The organism is Streptomyces sp. 3211.6 (genome assembly GCF_003634815.1).
In the GTDB taxonomy this organism is placed as follows: domain Bacteria; phylum Actinomycetota; class Actinomycetes; order Streptomycetales; family Streptomycetaceae; genus Streptomyces; species Streptomyces katrae_A.
The window spans coordinates 3,715,223-3,732,205 of sequence record NZ_RBXC01000001.1 but is presented as its reverse complement, the minus strand read 5'-3'; the positions used below and the strand labels follow the sequence as shown (position 1 = coordinate 3,732,205).

Below are 16,983 nucleotides of genomic sequence, written 5' to 3'. Positions count from 1 at the left end.
TCCGGTGCAGCGCAGGGGTGCGCGCTCGCAGTAAGGGATGGCATGTCCATATTCACCGACCTGGCTCACCAGTACATAGACGGCGAATGGCTGGCCGGCACCGGTTCGTGGGACATCATCGACGTCAACCCCTACAACGGGGAGAAGCTGGCGGCCGTCACCGTGGCCACCGTCGAGCAGGTCGACCGGGCCTACCGGGCGGCCGAGCGGGCCCAGCGGGACTGGGCCGCCACCAGCCCCTACGCGAGACGCACCGTCCTGGAGCGCGCCCTCCGGATCACCGAGGAGCGCCAGAAGGAGATCGTCGAGGCGATGATCGACGAGCTCGGCGGGACCCGTCCCAAGGCCGAGTACGAGGTCCACCTCGCGATGGAGTTCCTGCGCGAGGCGATCCGGCTGGCCGTCCGCCCCGAGGGCCGCATCCTGCCCTCGACGGTCACGGGCAAGGAGAACCGCGTCCAGCGCCTGCCCGTCGGCGTCGTCGCCGTGATCAGCCCCTTCAACTTCCCGCTCCTGGTGACCCTGAAGTCGGTCGCCCCGGCGCTGGCCCTCGGCAACGCCGTGGTCATCAAGCCCAACCAGAACGCCCCGGTCTCCGGCGGCGGGATCATCGCCAAGATCTTCGAGGACGCGGGCCTGCCCGCCGGCCTGCTGAACGTCCTGGTCACGGACATCGCCGAGATCGGCGACGCGATCCTCACCCACCCCGTCCCGAAGGTCATCTCCTTCGCCGGCTCCGACCGCACCGGCCGGCACGTCGGCGCGGTCGCCGCCCGCCACTTCAAGCGGACCGTCCTGGAGCTCAGCGGAAACAGCGCCCTGGTCGTCCTCGACGACGCCGACGTCGACTACGCGGTCGACGCGGCCGTCTTCAGCCGTTTCGTCTTCCAGGGCCAGGTCTGCATGGCCGCCAACCGGATCCTCGTCGACGCCGCCGTGGCCGGGGAGTTCACCGAGAAGTTCACCGCCCGGGTCCGGGCCCTGAAGACCGGCGACCCGCGCGAGGCCGACACCCACATCGGCCCCCTGATCAACTCCTTCCAGGCCGACGCCCTGACCGCCCTCGTGGACCGCGCCGTCGAGTCCGGGGCCACGGCCCTCGTACGGGGCTCTACGCGCGGCAACCTGGTCGAGCCGACCGTCCTGGCCGGCCTCCCCGAGGACTCCCCGCTGCTGGGGCAGGAGATCTTCGGCCCCGTCGCCCTGCTGGTGGTCTTCGACGGGGAGGAAGAGGCCGTGCGCCTGGCCAACGCCACCCCGTACGGGCTCAGCGGCGCGGTGCACACCCGTGACGTCGAGCGCGGGGTCCGCTTCGCGCAGCGGATCGAGACCGGGATGATCCACGTCAACGACTCCACCATCGGCGACGAGCCGCTGACCGCCTTCGGCGGCGAGAAGGCCTCGGGACTGGGCCGGCTGGGCGGAGAGGCCACCGTGGAGGCCTTCACCACCCAGAAGTGGATCTCCGTCCAGCACGGCCGGACGACTTTCCCGTTCTAGGTCCCCGATCAAGGACAGAACCTGACCGCAAGGGCTCGTAGCGTGGTGGGTGTCAGCGGGGGAGACCCCGCACCACTACGGAAAAGGCGGTCGGTCATGGCACACCCCACCCAGGAAGTCGCGGGAGACGAGCGCGCCACCCTGCTCCTCTTCGTCGAGGACCAGCGCGAGGCGCTGCGCCGGGCCGCGGCCGGGCTCACGCCCGAGCAGACCGCGAGCCGGCCCACCGCGAGCGAGCTGTCCCTGGCCGGGCTGATCAAGCACGTGGCCGAGGTCGAGCTCAACTGGCTCCGCATGGCCCAGCAGAAGCCGAACGAACACCGGCGGGCGCCCGAGGACTGGCACGAGGGCTTCCGGCTGACCGAGGGGGAGACCCTGGAGTCCGCCCTCGCGTTCTGGGACACGGTCAAGGAGCAGACGAACGGCTTCATCGAGTCGGTCCCGAGCCTGGACGACGACTTCCCGCTGCCGCCGGCCCCTTGGTTCCCCGAGAACGCCACGGTCTCGATGCGCTGGATGCTGCTGCACCTGGTCCGCGAGTTCGCCCGGCACGCGGGCCACGCGGACATCATCCGCGAGACCCTGGACGGCACGAAGGCCATGGGCTGAGCCCGCCTCCCCGAAAACCGGGCTTGCACCTCACGCGGCGTGAGGAAGCACAGTCGAGGGCGTACCCAACCGAAGGAGCGGAAGCGATGGGCTACTCCGTGGGCCAGGTCGCCGGTTTCGCCGGAGTGACGGTGCGCACCCTGCACCACTACGACGAGATCGGCCTGCTCTCCCCGAGCGGCCGCAGCGGCGCGGGCCACCGGCGTTACGACGACGCCGACCTGGACCGGCTGCAGCGGATCCTGTTCTACCGGGAGCTCGGCTTCCCGCTCGACGAGGTCGCGGTCCTGCTGGACGACCCGAGTTCGGACCCGAGGGAGCACCTGCGCCGGCAGCACGCCCTCCTGACCGACCGGATCGCCCGGCTCCAGCAGATGGCCAAGGCCGTGGAGCACGCCATGGAGGCGAAGAAGATGGGCATCAACCTCACGCCCGAGGAGAGGTTCGAGGTGTTCGGGGACAAGGACCCGGAGCAGTACGCGGAGGAGGCCGAGCGCCGCTGGGGCGGCACCGAGGCCTACGCCGAGTCGCAGCGCCGGGCGGCCGCGTACACCAAGGCCGACTGGCAGCGGATCCAGGACGAGGTCGCCGACTGGGGTGCCCGGTACGCGGCCCTGGTGGCGGCGGGCGAGCCCGCCGACGGCGAGGCGGCCATGGACATGGCCGAGGAGCACCGGCGGCACATCTGCGACCGGTACTACGAGTGCGGATACGAGATGCACGTCTGCCTGGGCGAGATGTACGTCGCCGACGAGCGGTTCAAGGCGTTCTACGACGGTATGGGCGAGGGGGTGGCCGAGCACCTGCGGGACTCGATCACCGCCAACGCCGTGCGCAAGGCGTAGCCGGAACCTCACCGGTACCGCCCCCTCCGGTCCCTGGAACCCGGTGGGGGCGGTGTGCGTTCATAATTGAGACCGCCTGCATCGTCGCGTCCCCCACCGCAGACGTCCCCCTGCTGATCCAGGAGAGCCCGGAAACGTGGAACCCCTCTACACGCTTGCCCTCGGCCCCGCGTGGCTGTCCCCGGACTACCTGATCGGGGAGTACGGCCTGATCGGCATCCTGATCGTCGTCTTCGCGGAATCGGGCCTCTTCGCCTTCCTGCCTGGTGACTCCCTGCTGTTCACGGCGGGCCTCTTCACGGCCAGCGGCAGCATCAAGGAGCCGCTGTGGCTCGTGTGCACGATGATCGCGGCCTCCGCGATCATCGGTGACCAGGTGGGCTACCTGATCGGCAAGTTCTTCGGCCCGAAGCTGTTCAACCGCCCGAACAGCAAGGTGTTCAAGCGGGAGAACCTGGACGCGGCGCACGACTTCATGGCGAAGCACGGCCCCAAGGCCATCGTGCTCGCCCGCTTCGTGCCCATCATCCGCACCTTCGCCCCGATGGTCGCGGGCGCCGGCGCGATGAAGTACCGGGTCTTCCTCACGTACAACGTCATCGGCGGCATCGCCTGGGGCGCGGGCGTCACCGTCCTCGGCTACCAGCTCGGCCGCTTCGATGTCATCAAGAACAACATCGAGGCGATCTTCATCGTCATCGTGCTGATCTCCGTGATCCCGGTGATCTTCGAGGTGCTGAAGGCCCGCAAGGGCAAGAAGGCCGCCGCGGCCGCCCCGGCGCAGCCCGGCTACCCGATGGAGGAGCCACCGCCGGCCCCCGGCCAGCGCGGCCGGCACGCCAAGCGCTGACCTGCGCCCGCGCGCCGCGCCCCCCTGCGAGGTCCTGTGTGCCCCGGAGACGCCCCGTCTCCGGGGCACAGGCGTGTCCGGACGCGTCCGGGGGATACCCGTCGGCCCAGGGGGAGCCTCAGAAGCCGCGGGTCCGCTTGGCCGCCGCCCGGCGCTTGGCGGCGCTGCGCGCCCCCGGGATCCGCATGAACAGCCGCGAGCCCTCGGAGCCCAGGTTCACCCCGATCGCGATCGCGAGTGCGATCGCGGCGGCGTTGGTGAGCGAGCCCAGCCCCTTGTCCAGCCGGTTCTCGGCGATCGACAGCAGCCCGAAGTACGTCGCCGAGCCCGGCAGCAGCGGGCCGATGGCGGCCGTCACGTACGGGAGCGCGGACGCGTAGCGGTACCGGGAGAAGAGCTGCCCGAACAGGCCGACCAGCCCGGCGGCGATCGCCGTGGACGGGACCGGCGGCAGGTCGGCGGCCCGCAGCGCGCCGAAGGTGACCCAGGCGACCCCGCCGTTCAGGGTCACGATCCACACCGTGGAACGTTCCTGCTGGAGCAGGATCGCGAACGTGAACACCAGCACCATCGAGGCGAGGGTCTGCAGCAGCGGCCGGTGGGGGATCTGGAGCACCTCGTCCGGGTTCGGGGAGGCGCCGAACTGGAGGCCCACGTAGATCACCACGAGGACGCCGATGATGATCCCGATGAAGAGGTACATCACTTCCAGCAGCCGGGCGGACGCGGTGATGTAGAAGCCGGTCAGGCCGTCCTGCACGGCCGCCACCAGGGCCCGTCCGGGCAGCAGGGCGAACAGCCCGCCGGTGATCACGGCGGAGGCGCGCACGTCGATCTCGGCGAGCTTCAGGGCCACCCCGATCGCGGCCGGCGGCATCGCCGCCACCACGAACTGGTAGAACTCCGGCAGCCCGCGATCGGCGAAGTACCAGGCCAGCCGGTCGCCGAGGACGGCACCGAGGGCGGCGCAGAAGAACACCGTCACCCCGCCGCCGACCAGGATGGACGCGGCCCCCGCGAGCAGCCCGGCGGCGGCGGTGAGCACCCAGGTGGGGTAGGGGTGGCGGTTGCGGCGGATCACGGCCAGGCGGCGGTAGGCCTCCTCCAGGGAGATCTCCACGTCGGGCGCGCTGATGTCGTCGACCAGCCGGAAGACGGCGGAGAGCCGGGTGTAGTCGGTGCCGCGGCGCCGCACGGTGCGGCTCGCGGAGACCGGGTTGCCGACCAGGGAGGGCTGGTGGGTGATCGACAGCATGGTGAACGTGACGGTCGGCTCGGCGCGGTCGAGGCCGTAGGAGCGGGCCACGGCGAACATCGCGGCCTCCACGTCCTCGGCGCCCTCGCCGCCGGCCAGGAGCAGCTCCCCGATGCGCAGGGTGAGGTCGAGGACGCGGCCCACGGCGGGGCCGGACTCGCTCTGCCGCTGCGCCGCCTCCGGGACCGGGCGGACGTCCACCGGCATGCGCAGCATCGTGCGCATGCGGTCCTGCCAGGGCGAGGAGGCGGGGAAGGACGGCAGGGGGGCCGGGGTGTGCGCGGGCGGGGCGTGCTGGGCGCTGTAGGTGGCCGGAGCGCCGAAGCCGGAGCCCTCCGGCCCGGCGGACGGCGGCGCCAGGCCCTCGGGGAGGGCGAACTCCGACGTGGCCTGGTCCTCGTCGGGGAGCTCCGGTTCCATCCCGGGCGGCGGGGTGAAGGCGCTGTGCGCCTCGTCGGACTTCGGCTTCCGGTCTTCGGGACCGGGCCCTTCGGCCTCCGCCACGCATCCTCCCACCCTTGATCACCTGGCGGTATCAGTATGCGGAATCGTTTCCTCCGTGGCGAGACAGGCCGCCGCGAGGACCCGGAAACGCGGAAGCGGACGGCACCCGTGGAGGATGCCGCCCGCTGTCAGGCTCCAGCGTTCACCGAGCGGAGCTCAGTGGTGGCCGCCCTGGGCCTCGAGGCGCTTGTACGAGGCCTCGATCTCGGCCTCGGCCTCGGCGCGGCCCACCCAGTTGGCGCCCTCGACCGACTTGCCCGGCTCCAGGTCCTTGTAGACCTCGAAGAAGTGCTGGATCTCCAGGCGGTCGAACTCCGAGATGTGGTGGATGTCGCGCAGGTGCTCGACGCGCGGGTCGGAGGCCGGCACGCACAGCAGCTTGTCGTCGCCGCCCGCCTCGTCCGTCATGCGGAACATGCCGATCGCGCGGCACTTGATCAGGCAGCCCGGGAAGGTGGGCTCGTCCAGGATGACCAGCGCGTCCAGCGGGTCGCCGTCCTCGCCGAGGGTGTTCTCGACGAAGCCGTAGTCCGTCGGGTAGCTGGTCGAGGTGAAGAGGCGACGGTCCAGACGGATCCGGCCGGTCTCGTGGTCCACCTCGTACTTGTTCCGCGAACCCTTGGGGATCTCGATGGTGACGTCGAACTCCACGTCCTGCTCCTCCATGATCAGCTCCGGCCCGGTGCCGAAGCTTGACTGCTTCGAGACGGCATTTGATTCAACTGCGTGCGCGTCCGGCCCATCCCTGGGGTGGGGTGCCATGCTCGCGGCAAGACGCAGTGGTTAAGTGTCCCTCACGCATATGTGTGATCGCGAAAGGGGCTGGTCCGAGGTGCCATTGGTCAAGACGTGGCAGCTCATCGCGGGGTCGGCCGTCGCCGGCCTCGCCCTGTCGGCGGTGGCCGTGGCCGCCGCCGGTCCTTGGGACTCCGGCCAGCGTAAGGCCGAGCGGGACAGGGCCGCCTCCTGGAGCGCGACGGGTGGCGCAGATCACGCGGCCGGACCCCTCCCGCAGGCCGCACCGAGCGCCCCCGGCGTGCTCCAGGGCATCGCCCCGCGCACCGCCGACGCGTCCTCCTCCGCCCTCGCCGGCGCCCTCGGGCCGCTCCTGGCCGACCCCGCGCTCGGGACCGTGCGCGGCGCCGCCGTGGTCGACGCCGCCACGGGCGCCGTGCTGTACGAATCCGGGGCGGCCGAACCCATGACCCCCGCCTCCACCGTCAAGATCGCCACCGCCGGCGCCGCGCTGGCCGCCCTCGGACCCGAACACCGCATCCGCACCACCGTGGTCCCCGGCCCCGGCGCCGGCCAGATCGTCCTCGTCGGCGGCGGCGACCCGTCCCTCACGGCCAAGAAGAAGAGCCCGGCCGGCTCCGGCGGCAGCCTCGTCGCCCTCGCCGCCGACACCGCCCGGGCGCTCAAGGCCGCCGGCACCGACACCGTCACCCTCGGCTACGACGACACCCTCTACTCGGGCCCCGTCCGCCACCCCATCGGCCGCAACGACAACCTCGCGCCCGTCACCGCCCTCACCGCCGACGAGGGCCGCCCCGACGACTCCACCGCCGGACCCGTCGAACGCAGCGAGGACCCCTCCAAGGACACCGCCCGCGCCTTCGCCGCCCTGCTGCGCGACCGGGGCATCAAGGTGACCGGCGAAGCGGCCCCCGCCAAGCCCGCCGCCGACGCCCGCCCACTGGCCACCACCCTCTCCACCCCCCTCGCCGGGCTCGTCGAACGGATGCTGACCAACAGCGACAACGACATCGCCGAGGCCCTCGCCCGCCAGACCGCCCTCGCCACCGGCAAGCCCGCCAGCTTCGAGGGCGCCGAGCAGGCCGTCTCCCAGCGGCTCGGCTCCCTCGGCGTCGATCTCACCGGCACCCGCTTCGCCGACGGCAGCGGCCTCAACCGGGCCGACAAGGTCAGCGCCCGCCTCCTGGCGGGCCTCCTCGCCAAGGCCGCCGACCCCCAGCACCCGGAGCTGCGGCCCGTCCTCACCGGACTGCCCGTCGCCGGCTTCACCGGCACCCTGCGCACCCGCAACGCCGGCACCTCCCCGGCCGCGGGCCTGCTCCGGGCCAAGACCGGCACCCTGACCGGCGTGAACTCCCTCGCCGGCACCGTCGTCGCCCCGTCCGGCCGCCTCCTGGCCTTCGCCTTCCTCACCGCGAACGCCACCGACGGCTCCGCCGCCGAAAAGGGCCTCGACAAGCTGGCCGCCGCCGTCGCCTCCACCCCCTGACCCCAGGGCCCGCCACCGCAGCCCCGCCCGCCCCACGACACCCGACGACGGGCGCCGGGGGGATCCGCCGGGGCGCCGGTCCACGTACCGTTGACGCATGACGAGCATCGGTGGTGCGGAGATGGTCGACTGGAACCTCGCGGTGGCGACCGCGACCCGGCTCGTACGGCCGGGTCCGGAGGTCAGCCGCGACGAGGCCCGGGCCGTGGTGGCGGAACTCCGCCGGCACGCGAGGACCTCCGAGGAGCACGTGCGCGCGTTCACCCGGATGATGCCCGAGGGCGCCCCCCGGCCCGACACCCCCGTCCTCGTCGTCGACCGGGCCGGCTGGGTCCGGGCCAACGTCGCGGGCTTCCGCGAACTGCTCGGCCCGCTCCTGGCCAAGATGCAGGACCGCCGCGGCACCGCCCCGGGAGGCGCCGTCCTCGGAGCCGTCGGCGGCAAGGTCACCGGCGTCGAGCTCGGCATGCTGCTCAGCTTCCTGGCCTCCCGCGTCCTCGGCCAGTACGAGACCTTCGCGCCGGCCGCCACCGACCTGCCCGGCGACCCCGCCACCGGCGGCCGGCTGCTGCTCGTCGCCCCCAACATCGTCCACGTGGAGCGCGAGCTGGAGGTCAGCCCGCACGACTTCCGGCTCTGGGTCTGCCTGCACGAGGAGACGCACCGCACCCAGTTCACCGCCGTCCCGTGGCTGCGCGCCCACCTGGAGGCAGAGATCCAGGCCTTCCTCGGCGCCACCGAGATGGACCCCGGAGCCCTCCTGGAACGGCTGCGCGAAGCCGTCCAGTCCTTCGCGGGAGCCCGCCCCGACGGCGAGCGCGGCGACGAGGCCCACTCCTTCGTCGAACTCGTCCAGAGCCCCCTGCAGCGCGAGGTGCTCGGCCGGCTCACCGCCGTCATGTCCCTGCTGGAAGGCCACGCCGACTTCGTCATGGACGGCGTCGGCCCCGACGTGGTCCCCTCCGTCGCCGAGATCCGCGAGAAGTTCCAGCAGCGCCGCGCCACCGGCGCCGGCCGCCTGGACGCCGCCCTGCGCAAGCTCCTCGGCCTCGACGCCAAGCTCCGCCAGTACCGCGACGGCGAGCGGTTCGTGCGCGCCGTCGTCGGCGAGGTCGGGATGGACGGCTTCAACCGCGTGTGGACCTCCCCCAACACGCTGCCGACCAAGTCGGAGATCGCCAAGCCCTCGGACTGGGTGGCGCGCGTGCACCGCAAGGGGAGCGCGGGGCGCGAAGAGGGGTGACTCGGGAGGCGTAAACATGTCCCACTGGGGGAAGCAGCATCACCCTTCCGAGGGACCGTGAGCCGTTGCAGGGCGTGCGATGCTCGGGGAACGGCTCGCTTCTGTCACCATCGACGCACTCTGAGTGACCACTCCGCGCGAGCTACACCCCGAAGCCTCCGAGCATCCGAACTCCACGAAGGGCACCGGACATGGGTCCCCATCCTGCGGTCGCGGCGATACGCCTGGCGGTCCGCCGCGTACTCCACGACGTCCTCACCGACCTGACCGACCCCACGGGCCGTGCGGCCGCGACCCCGCCGCTCGTCCTCGTCGCCTGCTCCGGCGGCGCCGACTCCATGGCGCTCGCCTCCGCCCTCGCCTTCGAAGCCCCCAAGCTCGGCATCCGGGCCGGCGGAATCACCATCGACCACGGCCTCCAGCCCGGCTCCGACCTGCGCGCCGCGGAGGTCGTCAGCCGCATGACCGCGCTCCGCCTCGACCCGGTGGAGTCCGTCGCCGTGCGCGTCGGCCGCGACGGCGGACCCGAGGCCGCCGCCCGCGACGCCCGCTACGCCGCCCTCGACGAGGCCGCCGACCGGCTCGGCGCCGCCGCCGTGCTGCTCGGCCACACCCGCGACGACCAGGCGGAAACCGTCCTGCTGGGCCTCGCCCGCGGCTCCGGCATCCGCTCCCTGTCCGGCATGGCCGAAGTCTCCGGAGGCCCCGGCCGCACCAGGCGCTACCGCCGCCCCTTCCTCCACATCGACCGGCAGACCGCCCGCAAGGCCTGCATGGTCCAGTCCCTCCCCGTCTGGGACGACCCGCACAACATCGACCCCGCCTACACCCGCTCCCGGCTGCGCCACGAGGGACTGCCCGCCCTGGAGAAGGCGCTCGGCAAAGGGGTCGTGGAAGCGCTCGCCCGCACCGCCCAGCTCTCCCGCGACGACGCCGACGCCCTCGACGCCTGGGCGGCCGACGCCGAGGCCGGCGTGACCGACGCCGACGGCCGCCTGGAGTGCGCCAAGCTGTACGCCCTGCCGCCCGCCGTGCGCCGCCGCGTGCTGCGCCGCGCCGTGGTCGCGGCGGGCTCCCCGGCCGGCTCCCTCTTCGCCCGCCACATCGAGGAAGTCGACCGGCTCATCACCGGATGGCGCGGTCAGGGGGCCATCAACCTGCCCGGCCGCGTCGAGGCCCAGCGGCAGGGTGGCAGACTTGTCATCCGGCAGGGCTGATTGGTGCTGAGACACGGCTGAGTCCTCCGGGGACGACCTCCGGAGCCCCGGCCGACAACGAAAGTGATGCGGGTGGACGAGAAGGACATGGGCAACGACCTCCAGTCGGTGCTCATCACCAAGGAAGAGATCGACGCGAAGCTGGCCGAGCTGGCCGCGAAGATCGACGCGGAGTACGCGGGCAAGGACCTGCTCATCGTCGGTGTGCTCAAGGGCGCCGTGATGGTGATGGCGGACCTGGCGCGCGCCTTGTCCACCCCGCTCACCATGGACTGGATGGCGGTGTCCTCGTACGGCGCCGGAACCCAGTCCTCGGGCGTGGTGCGGATCCTCAAGGACCTGGACACCGACATCAAGGACAAGCACGTCCTGATCGTCGAGGACATCATCGACTCCGGCCTGACCCTGTCCTGGCTGCTGTCGAACCTGGGCTCCCGCCAGCCGGCCTCCCTCAAGGTCGTCACGCTGCTGCGCAAGCCCGAGGCCGCCAAGGTCGCTATCGACGTCGAGTGGGTCGGCTTCGACATCCCCAACGAGTTCGTCGTCGGCTACGGCCTCGACTACGCGGAGAAGTACCGCAACCTGCCGTTCGTCGGGACGCTCGCCCCGCACGTCTACGGCGGCTGAACCCCCTTCGTCACCGCAATCGCCCCCGGGGGGAACCCGGGGGCGATTCCCGCCGTTGGAGGAGAAGGCGGACCTGTCGGCCGTCCCACGGGGCGGCGGGTGACAATACAGGGGTACATTCCGAAGAACAGTCTTTACTCACAGCAGCATTTACCTACGGGCAGGAGGGACGGGGTGCCCGGCACCCCGTATGGATGGACGTGAAGCGATACTTCCGTGGGCCGGTCATGTGGATCGTGCTGGCCGTCCTCGCCGTGGTCGTGTTGATGAACGTCGTCGGCTCCGGCGGCGGCTACAAGTCGGTGGAGACCAGCGAGGTCATCAAGGCGATCAACAGTGGCCAGGTCGACAGCGCCAAGCTGACCACCGGCGACAGCCAGATGATCAAGATCGAGCTGAAGAAGGGCCAGAAGCTCGACAACAACAGCGGCACCAAGTTCCAGGCCAACTACATCGGGGACCAGGGCGTCCAGCTCGCCCAGAACCTCCAGACCAAGTACGAAGCCGGTCAGATCCCGGACGGCTACTCCGTCACGCCGGACAAGACCAGCCCGTTCCTGAGCGTGCTGCTCTCGCTCCTGCCCTTCGTCCTCATCGTCGTCGTCTTCCTGTTCCTGATGAACCAGATGCAGGGCGGCGGCTCCCGGGTCATGAACTTCGGCAAGTCCAAGGCGAAGCTCATCACCAAGGACACCCCGAAGACGACGTTCGCCGACGTCGCGGGCGCGGACGAGGCCGTCGAGGAACTCCACGAGATCAAGGAGTTCCTGCAGGAGCCGGCGAAGTTCCAGGCCGTCGGCGCCAAGATCCCCAAGGGCGTGCTGCTCTACGGCCCGCCCGGAACCGGCAAGACCCTGCTCGCGCGTGCCGTCGCGGGCGAGGCCGGCGTGCCGTTCTACTCGATCTCCGGTTCCGACTTCGTCGAGATGTTCGTCGGCGTCGGCGCCTCGCGCGTGCGCGACCTGTTCGAGCAGGCCAAGGCGAACGCCCCGGCCATCGTCTTCGTCGACGAGATCGACGCCGTCGGCCGGCACCGCGGCGCGGGCCTCGGCGGCGGCCACGACGAGCGCGAGCAGACCCTCAACCAGCTGCTCGTCGAGATGGACGGCTTCGACGTGAAGGGCGGCGTCATCCTGATCGCCGCCACGAACCGCCCCGACATCCTCGACCCGGCGCTGCTGCGCCCGGGCCGCTTCGACCGGCAGATCGCGGTCGACCGCCCGGACATGCAGGGCCGTCTGGAGATCCTCAAGGTCCACCAGAAGGGCAAGCCGGTCGCACCGGACGTCGACCTCTCGGCCGTCGCCCGCCGCACCCCCGGCTTCACGGGTGCCGATCTGTCCAACGTCCTGAACGAGGCCGCGCTCCTGACGGCCCGCTCGGACCGGAAGCTGATCGACAACCACATGCTGGACGAGGCGATCGACCGCGTCGTGGCGGGCCCGCAGAAGCGGACCCGGATCATGTCCGACAAGGAGAAGAAGATCACCGCGTACCACGAGGGCGGACACGCCCTGGTCGCGGCGGCCTCCCCGAACTCCGACCCGGTGCACAAGATCACGATCCTGTCCCGCGGCCGGGCCCTGGGCTACACCATGGTCCTGCCCGACGAGGACAAGTACTCGACCACCCGCAACGAGATGCTCGACCAGCTCGCGTACATGCTGGGCGGCCGCGCGGCCGAGGAACTGGTCTTCCACGACCCGACCACGGGCGCCGCGAACGACATCGAGAAGGCCACGGCGACGGCCCGCGCGATGGTCACCCAGTACGGCATGACCGAGCGCCTCGGCGCGATCAAGTTCGGCGGCGACAACACCGAGCCGTTCCTGGGCCGCGAGATGTCGCACCCGCGGGACTACTCGGAAGAGGTCGCGGCGCTGGTCGACGAAGAGGTCAAGAAGCTCATCGAGACCGCGCACAACGAGGCCTGGGAGATCCTGGTCGAGAACCGGGACGTCCTGGACAACCTCGTCCTCGCCCTCCTGGAGAAGGAGACGCTGGGCAAGGAGGAGATCGCCGAGATCTTCTCCACGATCGTCAAGCGCCCGGCCCGCCCGGCGTGGACCGGCTCGGCCCGCCGCACCCCCTCCACCCGTCCGCCGGTGCTCTCTCCCAAGGAGCTCCAGCTGACGAACGCCGCCAACGGCACCTCGGCCTCGGCCCAGACCGCCGTGTCGGTGGAGAAGTCCCCCGAGCCCTCCCCGGAGGACCGCCCGGAGGTCTGATCAGGTCCGGAATGGATGCCGCGCCCCCCAGGTTCTAGCCTGGGGGGCGCGGCACTTTTGTACGCCGCCCGCGCACACAGGAACGAGGATGAGATGACCGACCCAGTGACCCTGACCGGTGACGAGGGCACGATCGGCGAGTTCGACGAGAAGCGCGCCGAGGCGGCGGTCCGCGAGCTCCTGATCGCGGTCGGCGAGGACCCGGACCGCGAGGGCCTCATGGAGACCCCGGCGCGCGTGGCGCGGGCGTACAGGGAGATCCTGGCCGGCCTGCGGCAGAAGCCCGAGGACGTCCTCACGACGGTCTTCGACCTGGGACACGACGAGCTGGTCCTCGTGAAGGACATTGAAATCGTATCTCTGTGCGAACATCACCTGTTGCCGTTCCACGGCGTGGCCCATGTCGGCTACATCCCGGCCGAGAGCGGGAAGATCACCGGGCTGTCCAAGCTGGCCCGTCTCGTGGACGTCTTCGCGCGCCGCCCGCAGGTGCAGGAGCGTCTCACCACGCAGGTCGCCGACTCCCTGATGGAGATCTTGGAGGCGCGCGGCGCGATCGTGGTCATCGAGGCCGAGCACATGTGCATGTCGGTCCGGGGCATACGCAAGCCCGGTGCCAAGACGACCACCTCCGCGGTCCGCGGTCAGCTCCGCGACCCCGCGACGCGGGGCGAGGCCATGAGTCTGATCATGGCGCGCTAGCCGGATTGTCAGTGCTGCCCGCTACGGTCCCCCTCCGCGAACCGATGGAGGGGGACCGATGCTTTGGGGGTTACCGAGCAAGCAGACCGTCAATGCCGTGGGAGGGCGATTGCGGGCGTGCGACGTGCGGCCGGGCCACCGGTTGTGGACGCTGCGCGACGGCCGCACGAGCCAGACGGTGGTCACTGCCGTGGAGGCGGCCAAGACCCGCTCCGTAGTCGATGTGACCACGGACCACGCCACCTTCGCGGCGGGCCCGGACCAGCTCCTGAGCACTCCCGACGGCTGGACCCATGCGCGCGATGCCACTGGCACGGTGGTCGCCTGGGCGCACGCACGGAAGCTCTGTCGGGAACGGCTTTCCATCGTGCCGGGATACCAGCTCGGCTACCTGATCGGGGCGACGTGTTCCGACGGCACGGTGGGCAAGAACTACGTGTCCCTGGTGGTGAACGACAGGGCGTTCGCGGCGAAGTACGCACACTCGCTCACCGCTGCCACCGGCCTTCCCGCACGGCTCGAAGCAGTGACCCGGCCCTCCGGCTACCTCGGGAGGGACGTCCCGGGGTTCCGGGTCCGTGTGGTCTCCTCGTACCTTGCCGATCTCATGCGGCAGTACGTGGGCGGGGACGCGCACCACATGAGGCAGAGGTTTCCGCGGGTGGTGCTTCGGGACCGCGAGACCTTCGACGGATTCCTGGACGGCTACGAGGACGGGGACGGGTTCCGGATCAAGAGATGGCCGGCGAGGTTGCTGGTCAGCTCGAACGTGCCGTTCCTCGTGGAGCTCTCCGAGGTCATCGGCGCGCGCTTCACGCCGTGCACCAACGGAGCGGCGTCACATCTCGTGGTCGCCGACAGCTGGCCGACGAGGGGTACGTTCCGGCCGGAGGCGCATCCGGTTGACCTCGAAGAGTCCACATGGGTGGGGGTCGACGCGGTCACGGAGCGGGTGCCGAGCAGGAAGCCGTCCGTGGTCTACCGCTTCCGCCTCGACCCCCACCCGACGTTCCTCGTGAACGGTCACCTCGTGCGGACGCCCTGGCCGCGGTAGCCCTGGGGCGAGGCGCATCAGGCCGTCGCGTGGGCCTTGCCGGGGTCTTCGTCTTCCGGGAGTTTCAGGACGTGTTCCAAAAAGAGGGCCGCCGCGACGACCGCGGCGCCCGCCAGGACCGAGCCGCCCGCGTACCAGGTCTGGTCGCGGCGGGCCGGGACGTCCAGGGAGTCCGTCAGGAGGAAGACGCCGACGCCGCCGTACATGCCGGCGACCAGGGCGGCCACCAGGGCGCTGGCCTGGCCGAAGACCACCGCGCGGGCCGCCATCAGCGGCTCCACGCCCTTGGCCCCCGGGCGGCGCTCGCGCTGGGCCTTCAGGCGGGCGCGCAGGGACAGGGCCGTGGCGAACAGCACCACCGCGATGACCGCCAGCACGATCGGCGCGGCCAGCGGGACGCCCGGCAGGGTGCCGTAGGCGTTCCACAGGCGGGCGCCCGCCCAGGACAGCACCCCGGCGATCACGAAGATGCCCGCCAGGACCGCCGGCCTCAGTTGCTTCACGTTGCCCGTCCCCTGTTCCGTGCGGTGTCGGCTACCTGAACACGCTAACGGCTATTCCGGGAGACGGAGTTCCAGGTCGCTCCGCGGCGTGACCCCGCTCATGCCGATCGCGGCCAGCAGGCCGGCGACGGGGCCGCGGCCGGGGAGCCGGGCCTCGGGGGCGATGTCGTTCCAGGGGGCCAGGACGAAGGCCCGCAGGTGCGCCCGCGGGTGCGGGAGGGTGAGGACGGGGTCGTCGGAGACCACGTCCGCGTAGGCGACGATGTCCACGTCGATGGTGCGCGGCCCCCAGCGCTCCTCGCGGACCCGGTCGAAGGCCTCCTCGACGGCGTGCGCCCGCTCCAGGAGCGAGGACGGCGGGAGGGTGGTCTTCAGGGCGATGACCGCGTTGAGGTACGAGGGCTGCGAGCCCGGCTCGACGCCCCAGGGCTCGGTCTCGTAGACCGGGGAGACGGCCTTGACCCGCAGGCCGGGGGTGTCGCCGAGGGCGTCGATGGCGCCCTGGAGGGTCTCCAGCCGGTTGCCCAGGTTCGCGCCGAGCGCGATCACGGCCCATTTGGGGTTGGAGAGGGTGACGTCGGCCGCGTCGACCGCCTCGACGACGGACGCGGGGACGGGCTGGACCGTGGGGTCGCTCTGGGCGTTCTGTCCGTTGTTCACACGCGGCTCCGGGTGATCGTGATGGTCACGTCGTCGAAGGGCACGGTGATCGGCGCGTCCGGCTTGTGGACGACGACCTCCACCTGGGCCACGGCTTCGTGCTTGAGGCACTGCTGGGCGATCCGCTCGGCCAGGGTCTCGATCAGGTCCACGGGCTCGCCCTGGACGACGTCGACGACCTCCTCGGCCACGACCCCGTAGTGCACGGTCTTGGCCAGGTCGTCCCCGGCGGCCGCCGGGCGGGTGTCCAGGTGCAGCACGAGGTCGACGATGAAGGTCTGGCCTTCTTCGCGTTCCCGGGGGAAGACGCCGTGGTGCCCGCGAGCCTTGAGGCCGCGCAGCGCGACACGATCCACGCGAATCACTCCTGCTTTCGTAGGTGCTTCCGGTCCCGGGACTCCCCGGGCCCTTGGGCCTACGCCGAGTGCGGTCGGCGTCGTCCACCTTCGAATTTACCTGCGACAGACGTCCGCCCCCGCCCTTGGGGTCAGTCGGAGGCCTCTTCCTCCTCGTCATCGGAGTCCGTGAGCACCGGAGAACCGTGGTGGGACCAGAGGCGCCAGCCCTCGGGTGTGCGTCGGAACACATTCGTGGCGACCACCAGCTGGCCGACGAGCGGACCGAGTTCCCCGGCCTCCTCGGCGGGGCCCCCGCTGAGGATGTTCTCGGTGCAGGTGACCAGGGCGGTGTCGCCTATGAGGGTCACCTTGGTGTCGGTGAGGAAGAACTGGATGTACTCGGTGTGCGACATGATCAGCGCGTACGAGCGCAGCACCTCGCCCCGGCCGGAGAGCACGGGCCAGCCGGGGTGGACGCAGGAGATCTCGTCCTCGAGCCAGAGCGCCGACAGTGCGTCGAAGTCCCCCCGCTCCATGGCCTCGTAGAAGGCCGCGTTGACCTCTTCGACGGCTTCGATGTCGGTAAGGCTCACCGTTCCCCTT

17 protein-coding genes are annotated in these 16,983 nt (G+C 71.2%); 11 read left to right on the top strand and 6 right to left on the bottom strand.

Going from position 1 to position 16,983, the window contains the following annotated elements; translation table 11 throughout:
• Positions 1–42 precede the first annotated feature (42 nt).
• The 4 genes from BX286_RS17085 to BX286_RS17070 all read left to right on the top strand — a co-directional run bounded on the left by BX286_RS17085 (position 43) and on the right by BX286_RS17070 (position 3,804).
• Positions 43–1,500, top strand: coding sequence for an aldehyde dehydrogenase family protein (locus BX286_RS17085; protein ID WP_079428100.1), 1,458 nt, complete (start codon positions 43–45; stop codon positions 1,498–1,500).
• A gap of 96 nt (positions 1,501–1,596) precedes the next feature.
• A complete protein-coding gene (locus BX286_RS17080; RefSeq protein WP_079428098.1) occupies positions 1,597–2,109 on the top strand; it encodes a DinB family protein in 513 nt (170 codons plus the stop codon).
• Between the two features lie 86 nt (positions 2,110–2,195).
• Positions 2,196–2,954, top strand: a complete 759-nt coding sequence (locus BX286_RS17075; protein WP_100863423.1) for a MerR family transcriptional regulator — start codon at positions 2,196–2,198, stop codon at positions 2,952–2,954.
• A gap of 136 nt (positions 2,955–3,090) precedes the next feature.
• Positions 3,091–3,804 carry a VTT domain-containing protein gene (locus tag BX286_RS17070; protein ID WP_079428094.1) on the top strand — a complete coding sequence of 238 codons (714 nt, stop codon included), beginning with the start codon at positions 3,091–3,093 and terminating at the stop codon, positions 3,802–3,804.
• Between the two features lie 118 nt (positions 3,805–3,922).
• On the opposite strand, the gene BX286_RS17065 is transcribed toward BX286_RS17070, so the two are convergent.
• The gene (locus BX286_RS17065) at positions 3,923–5,563 is read right to left on the bottom strand and encodes a threonine/serine exporter ThrE family protein (protein WP_185117293.1); all 1,641 of its coding nucleotides are present in this window, start codon (positions 5,561–5,563) and stop codon (positions 3,923–3,925) included.
• A gap of 156 nt (positions 5,564–5,719) precedes the next feature.
• A complete protein-coding gene (locus tag BX286_RS17060; protein ID WP_079431792.1) occupies positions 5,720–6,214 on the bottom strand; it encodes an inorganic diphosphatase in 495 nt (164 codons plus the stop codon).
• 151 nt (positions 6,215–6,365) lie between these two features.
• On the opposite strand from BX286_RS17060, the gene dacB reads away from it, so the two are divergent.
• The 7 genes from dacB to BX286_RS17025 all read left to right on the top strand — a co-directional run bounded on the left by dacB (position 6,366) and on the right by BX286_RS17025 (position 14,879).
• Positions 6,366–7,808, top strand: coding sequence for a D-alanyl-D-alanine carboxypeptidase/D-alanyl-D-alanine-endopeptidase (dacB, locus tag BX286_RS17055; RefSeq protein WP_121015360.1), 1,443 nt, complete (start codon positions 6,366–6,368; stop codon positions 7,806–7,808).
• Between the two features lie 97 nt (positions 7,809–7,905).
• Positions 7,906–9,051: a zinc-dependent metalloprotease gene (locus BX286_RS17050; RefSeq protein WP_079428091.1), complete on the top strand. Its 1,146-nt coding sequence runs from the start codon at positions 7,906–7,908 to the stop codon at positions 9,049–9,051.
• 191 nt (positions 9,052–9,242) lie between these two features.
• Positions 9,243–10,268: a tRNA lysidine(34) synthetase TilS gene (tilS, locus tag BX286_RS17045; RefSeq protein ID WP_079428089.1), complete on the top strand. Its 1,026-nt coding sequence runs from the start codon at positions 9,243–9,245 to the stop codon at positions 10,266–10,268.
• Between the two features lie 66 nt (positions 10,269–10,334).
• On the top strand, positions 10,335–10,895 hold the full coding sequence (gene hpt / locus BX286_RS17040; protein WP_007264874.1) for a hypoxanthine phosphoribosyltransferase: 561 nt from the start codon (positions 10,335–10,337) through the stop codon (positions 10,893–10,895).
• A gap of 194 nt (positions 10,896–11,089) precedes the next feature.
• Positions 11,090–13,123 carry an ATP-dependent zinc metalloprotease FtsH gene (gene ftsH, locus BX286_RS17035; RefSeq protein ID WP_079428087.1) on the top strand — a complete coding sequence of 678 codons (2,034 nt, stop codon included), beginning with the start codon at positions 11,090–11,092 and terminating at the stop codon, positions 13,121–13,123.
• Positions 13,124–13,216: 93 nt separating this feature from the next.
• On the top strand, positions 13,217–13,825 hold the full coding sequence (folE, locus tag BX286_RS17030) for a GTP cyclohydrolase I FolE (protein ID WP_079428085.1): 609 nt from the start codon (positions 13,217–13,219) through the stop codon (positions 13,823–13,825).
• A 178-nt stretch (positions 13,826–14,003) separates the two neighbouring features.
• The gene (locus tag BX286_RS17025) at positions 14,004–14,879 is read left to right on the top strand and encodes a hypothetical protein (protein ID WP_261993447.1); all 876 of its coding nucleotides are present in this window, start codon (positions 14,004–14,006) and stop codon (positions 14,877–14,879) included.
• A gap of 17 nt (positions 14,880–14,896) precedes the next feature.
• Here the strand turns inward: BX286_RS17025 and BX286_RS17020 are convergent, their stop codons facing one another.
• From BX286_RS17020 to BX286_RS17005, 4 genes are all read right to left on the bottom strand, one after another.
• Positions 14,897–15,382 (bottom strand): DUF3180 domain-containing protein, encoded by a 486-nt coding sequence (locus BX286_RS17020; protein WP_079428083.1) that lies wholly within the window; start codon positions 15,380–15,382, stop codon positions 14,897–14,899.
• A gap of 51 nt (positions 15,383–15,433) precedes the next feature.
• Positions 15,434–16,042 carry a 2-amino-4-hydroxy-6-hydroxymethyldihydropteridine diphosphokinase gene (gene folK / locus BX286_RS17015; RefSeq protein ID WP_079428081.1) on the bottom strand — a complete coding sequence of 203 codons (609 nt, stop codon included), beginning with the start codon at positions 16,040–16,042 and terminating at the stop codon, positions 15,434–15,436.
• Positions 16,039–16,398 (bottom strand): dihydroneopterin aldolase, encoded by a 360-nt coding sequence (gene folB, locus BX286_RS17010; RefSeq protein WP_042809414.1) that lies wholly within the window; start codon positions 16,396–16,398, stop codon positions 16,039–16,041. The genes folK and folB overlap by 4 nt, the downstream gene beginning before the upstream one ends.
• 131 nt (positions 16,399–16,529) lie before the next feature.
• Positions 16,530–16,916, bottom strand: a complete 387-nt coding sequence (locus tag BX286_RS17005) for a nuclear transport factor 2 family protein (RefSeq protein WP_237293330.1) — start codon at positions 16,914–16,916, stop codon at positions 16,530–16,532.
• Between the last annotated feature and the right edge of the window lie 67 nt (positions 16,917–16,983).

What these genes read in the sequence shown, in the direction of transcription:
- BX286_RS17085 (WP_079428100.1), top strand. Translation starts at nt 43, where the DNA reads ATGTCCATATTCACCGACCTGGCTCACCAGTACATAGACGGCGAATGG.
- BX286_RS17080 (WP_079428098.1), top strand. Translation starts at nt 1,597, where the DNA reads ATGGCACACCCCACCCAGGAAGTCGCGGGAGACGAGCGCGCCACCCTG.
- BX286_RS17075 (WP_100863423.1), top strand. Translation starts at nt 2,196, where the DNA reads ATGGGCTACTCCGTGGGCCAGGTCGCCGGTTTCGCCGGAGTGACGGTG.
- dacB (WP_121015360.1), top strand. Translation starts at nt 6,366, where the DNA reads ATGTGTGATCGCGAAAGGGGCTGGTCCGAGGTGCCATTGGTCAAGACG.
- BX286_RS17050 (WP_079428091.1), top strand. Translation starts at nt 7,906, where the DNA reads ATGACGAGCATCGGTGGTGCGGAGATGGTCGACTGGAACCTCGCGGTG.
- tilS (WP_079428089.1), top strand. Translation starts at nt 9,243, where the DNA reads ATGGGTCCCCATCCTGCGGTCGCGGCGATACGCCTGGCGGTCCGCCGC.
- hpt (WP_007264874.1), top strand. Translation starts at nt 10,335, where the DNA reads ATGCGGGTGGACGAGAAGGACATGGGCAACGACCTCCAGTCGGTGCTC.
- ftsH (WP_079428087.1), top strand. Translation starts at nt 11,090, where the DNA reads ATGGACGTGAAGCGATACTTCCGTGGGCCGGTCATGTGGATCGTGCTG.
- folE (WP_079428085.1), top strand. Translation starts at nt 13,217, where the DNA reads ATGACCGACCCAGTGACCCTGACCGGTGACGAGGGCACGATCGGCGAG.
- BX286_RS17005 (WP_237293330.1), bottom strand. Translation starts at nt 16,916, where the DNA reads ATGGAGCGGGGGGACTTCGACGCACTGTCGGCGCTCTGGCTCGAGGAC.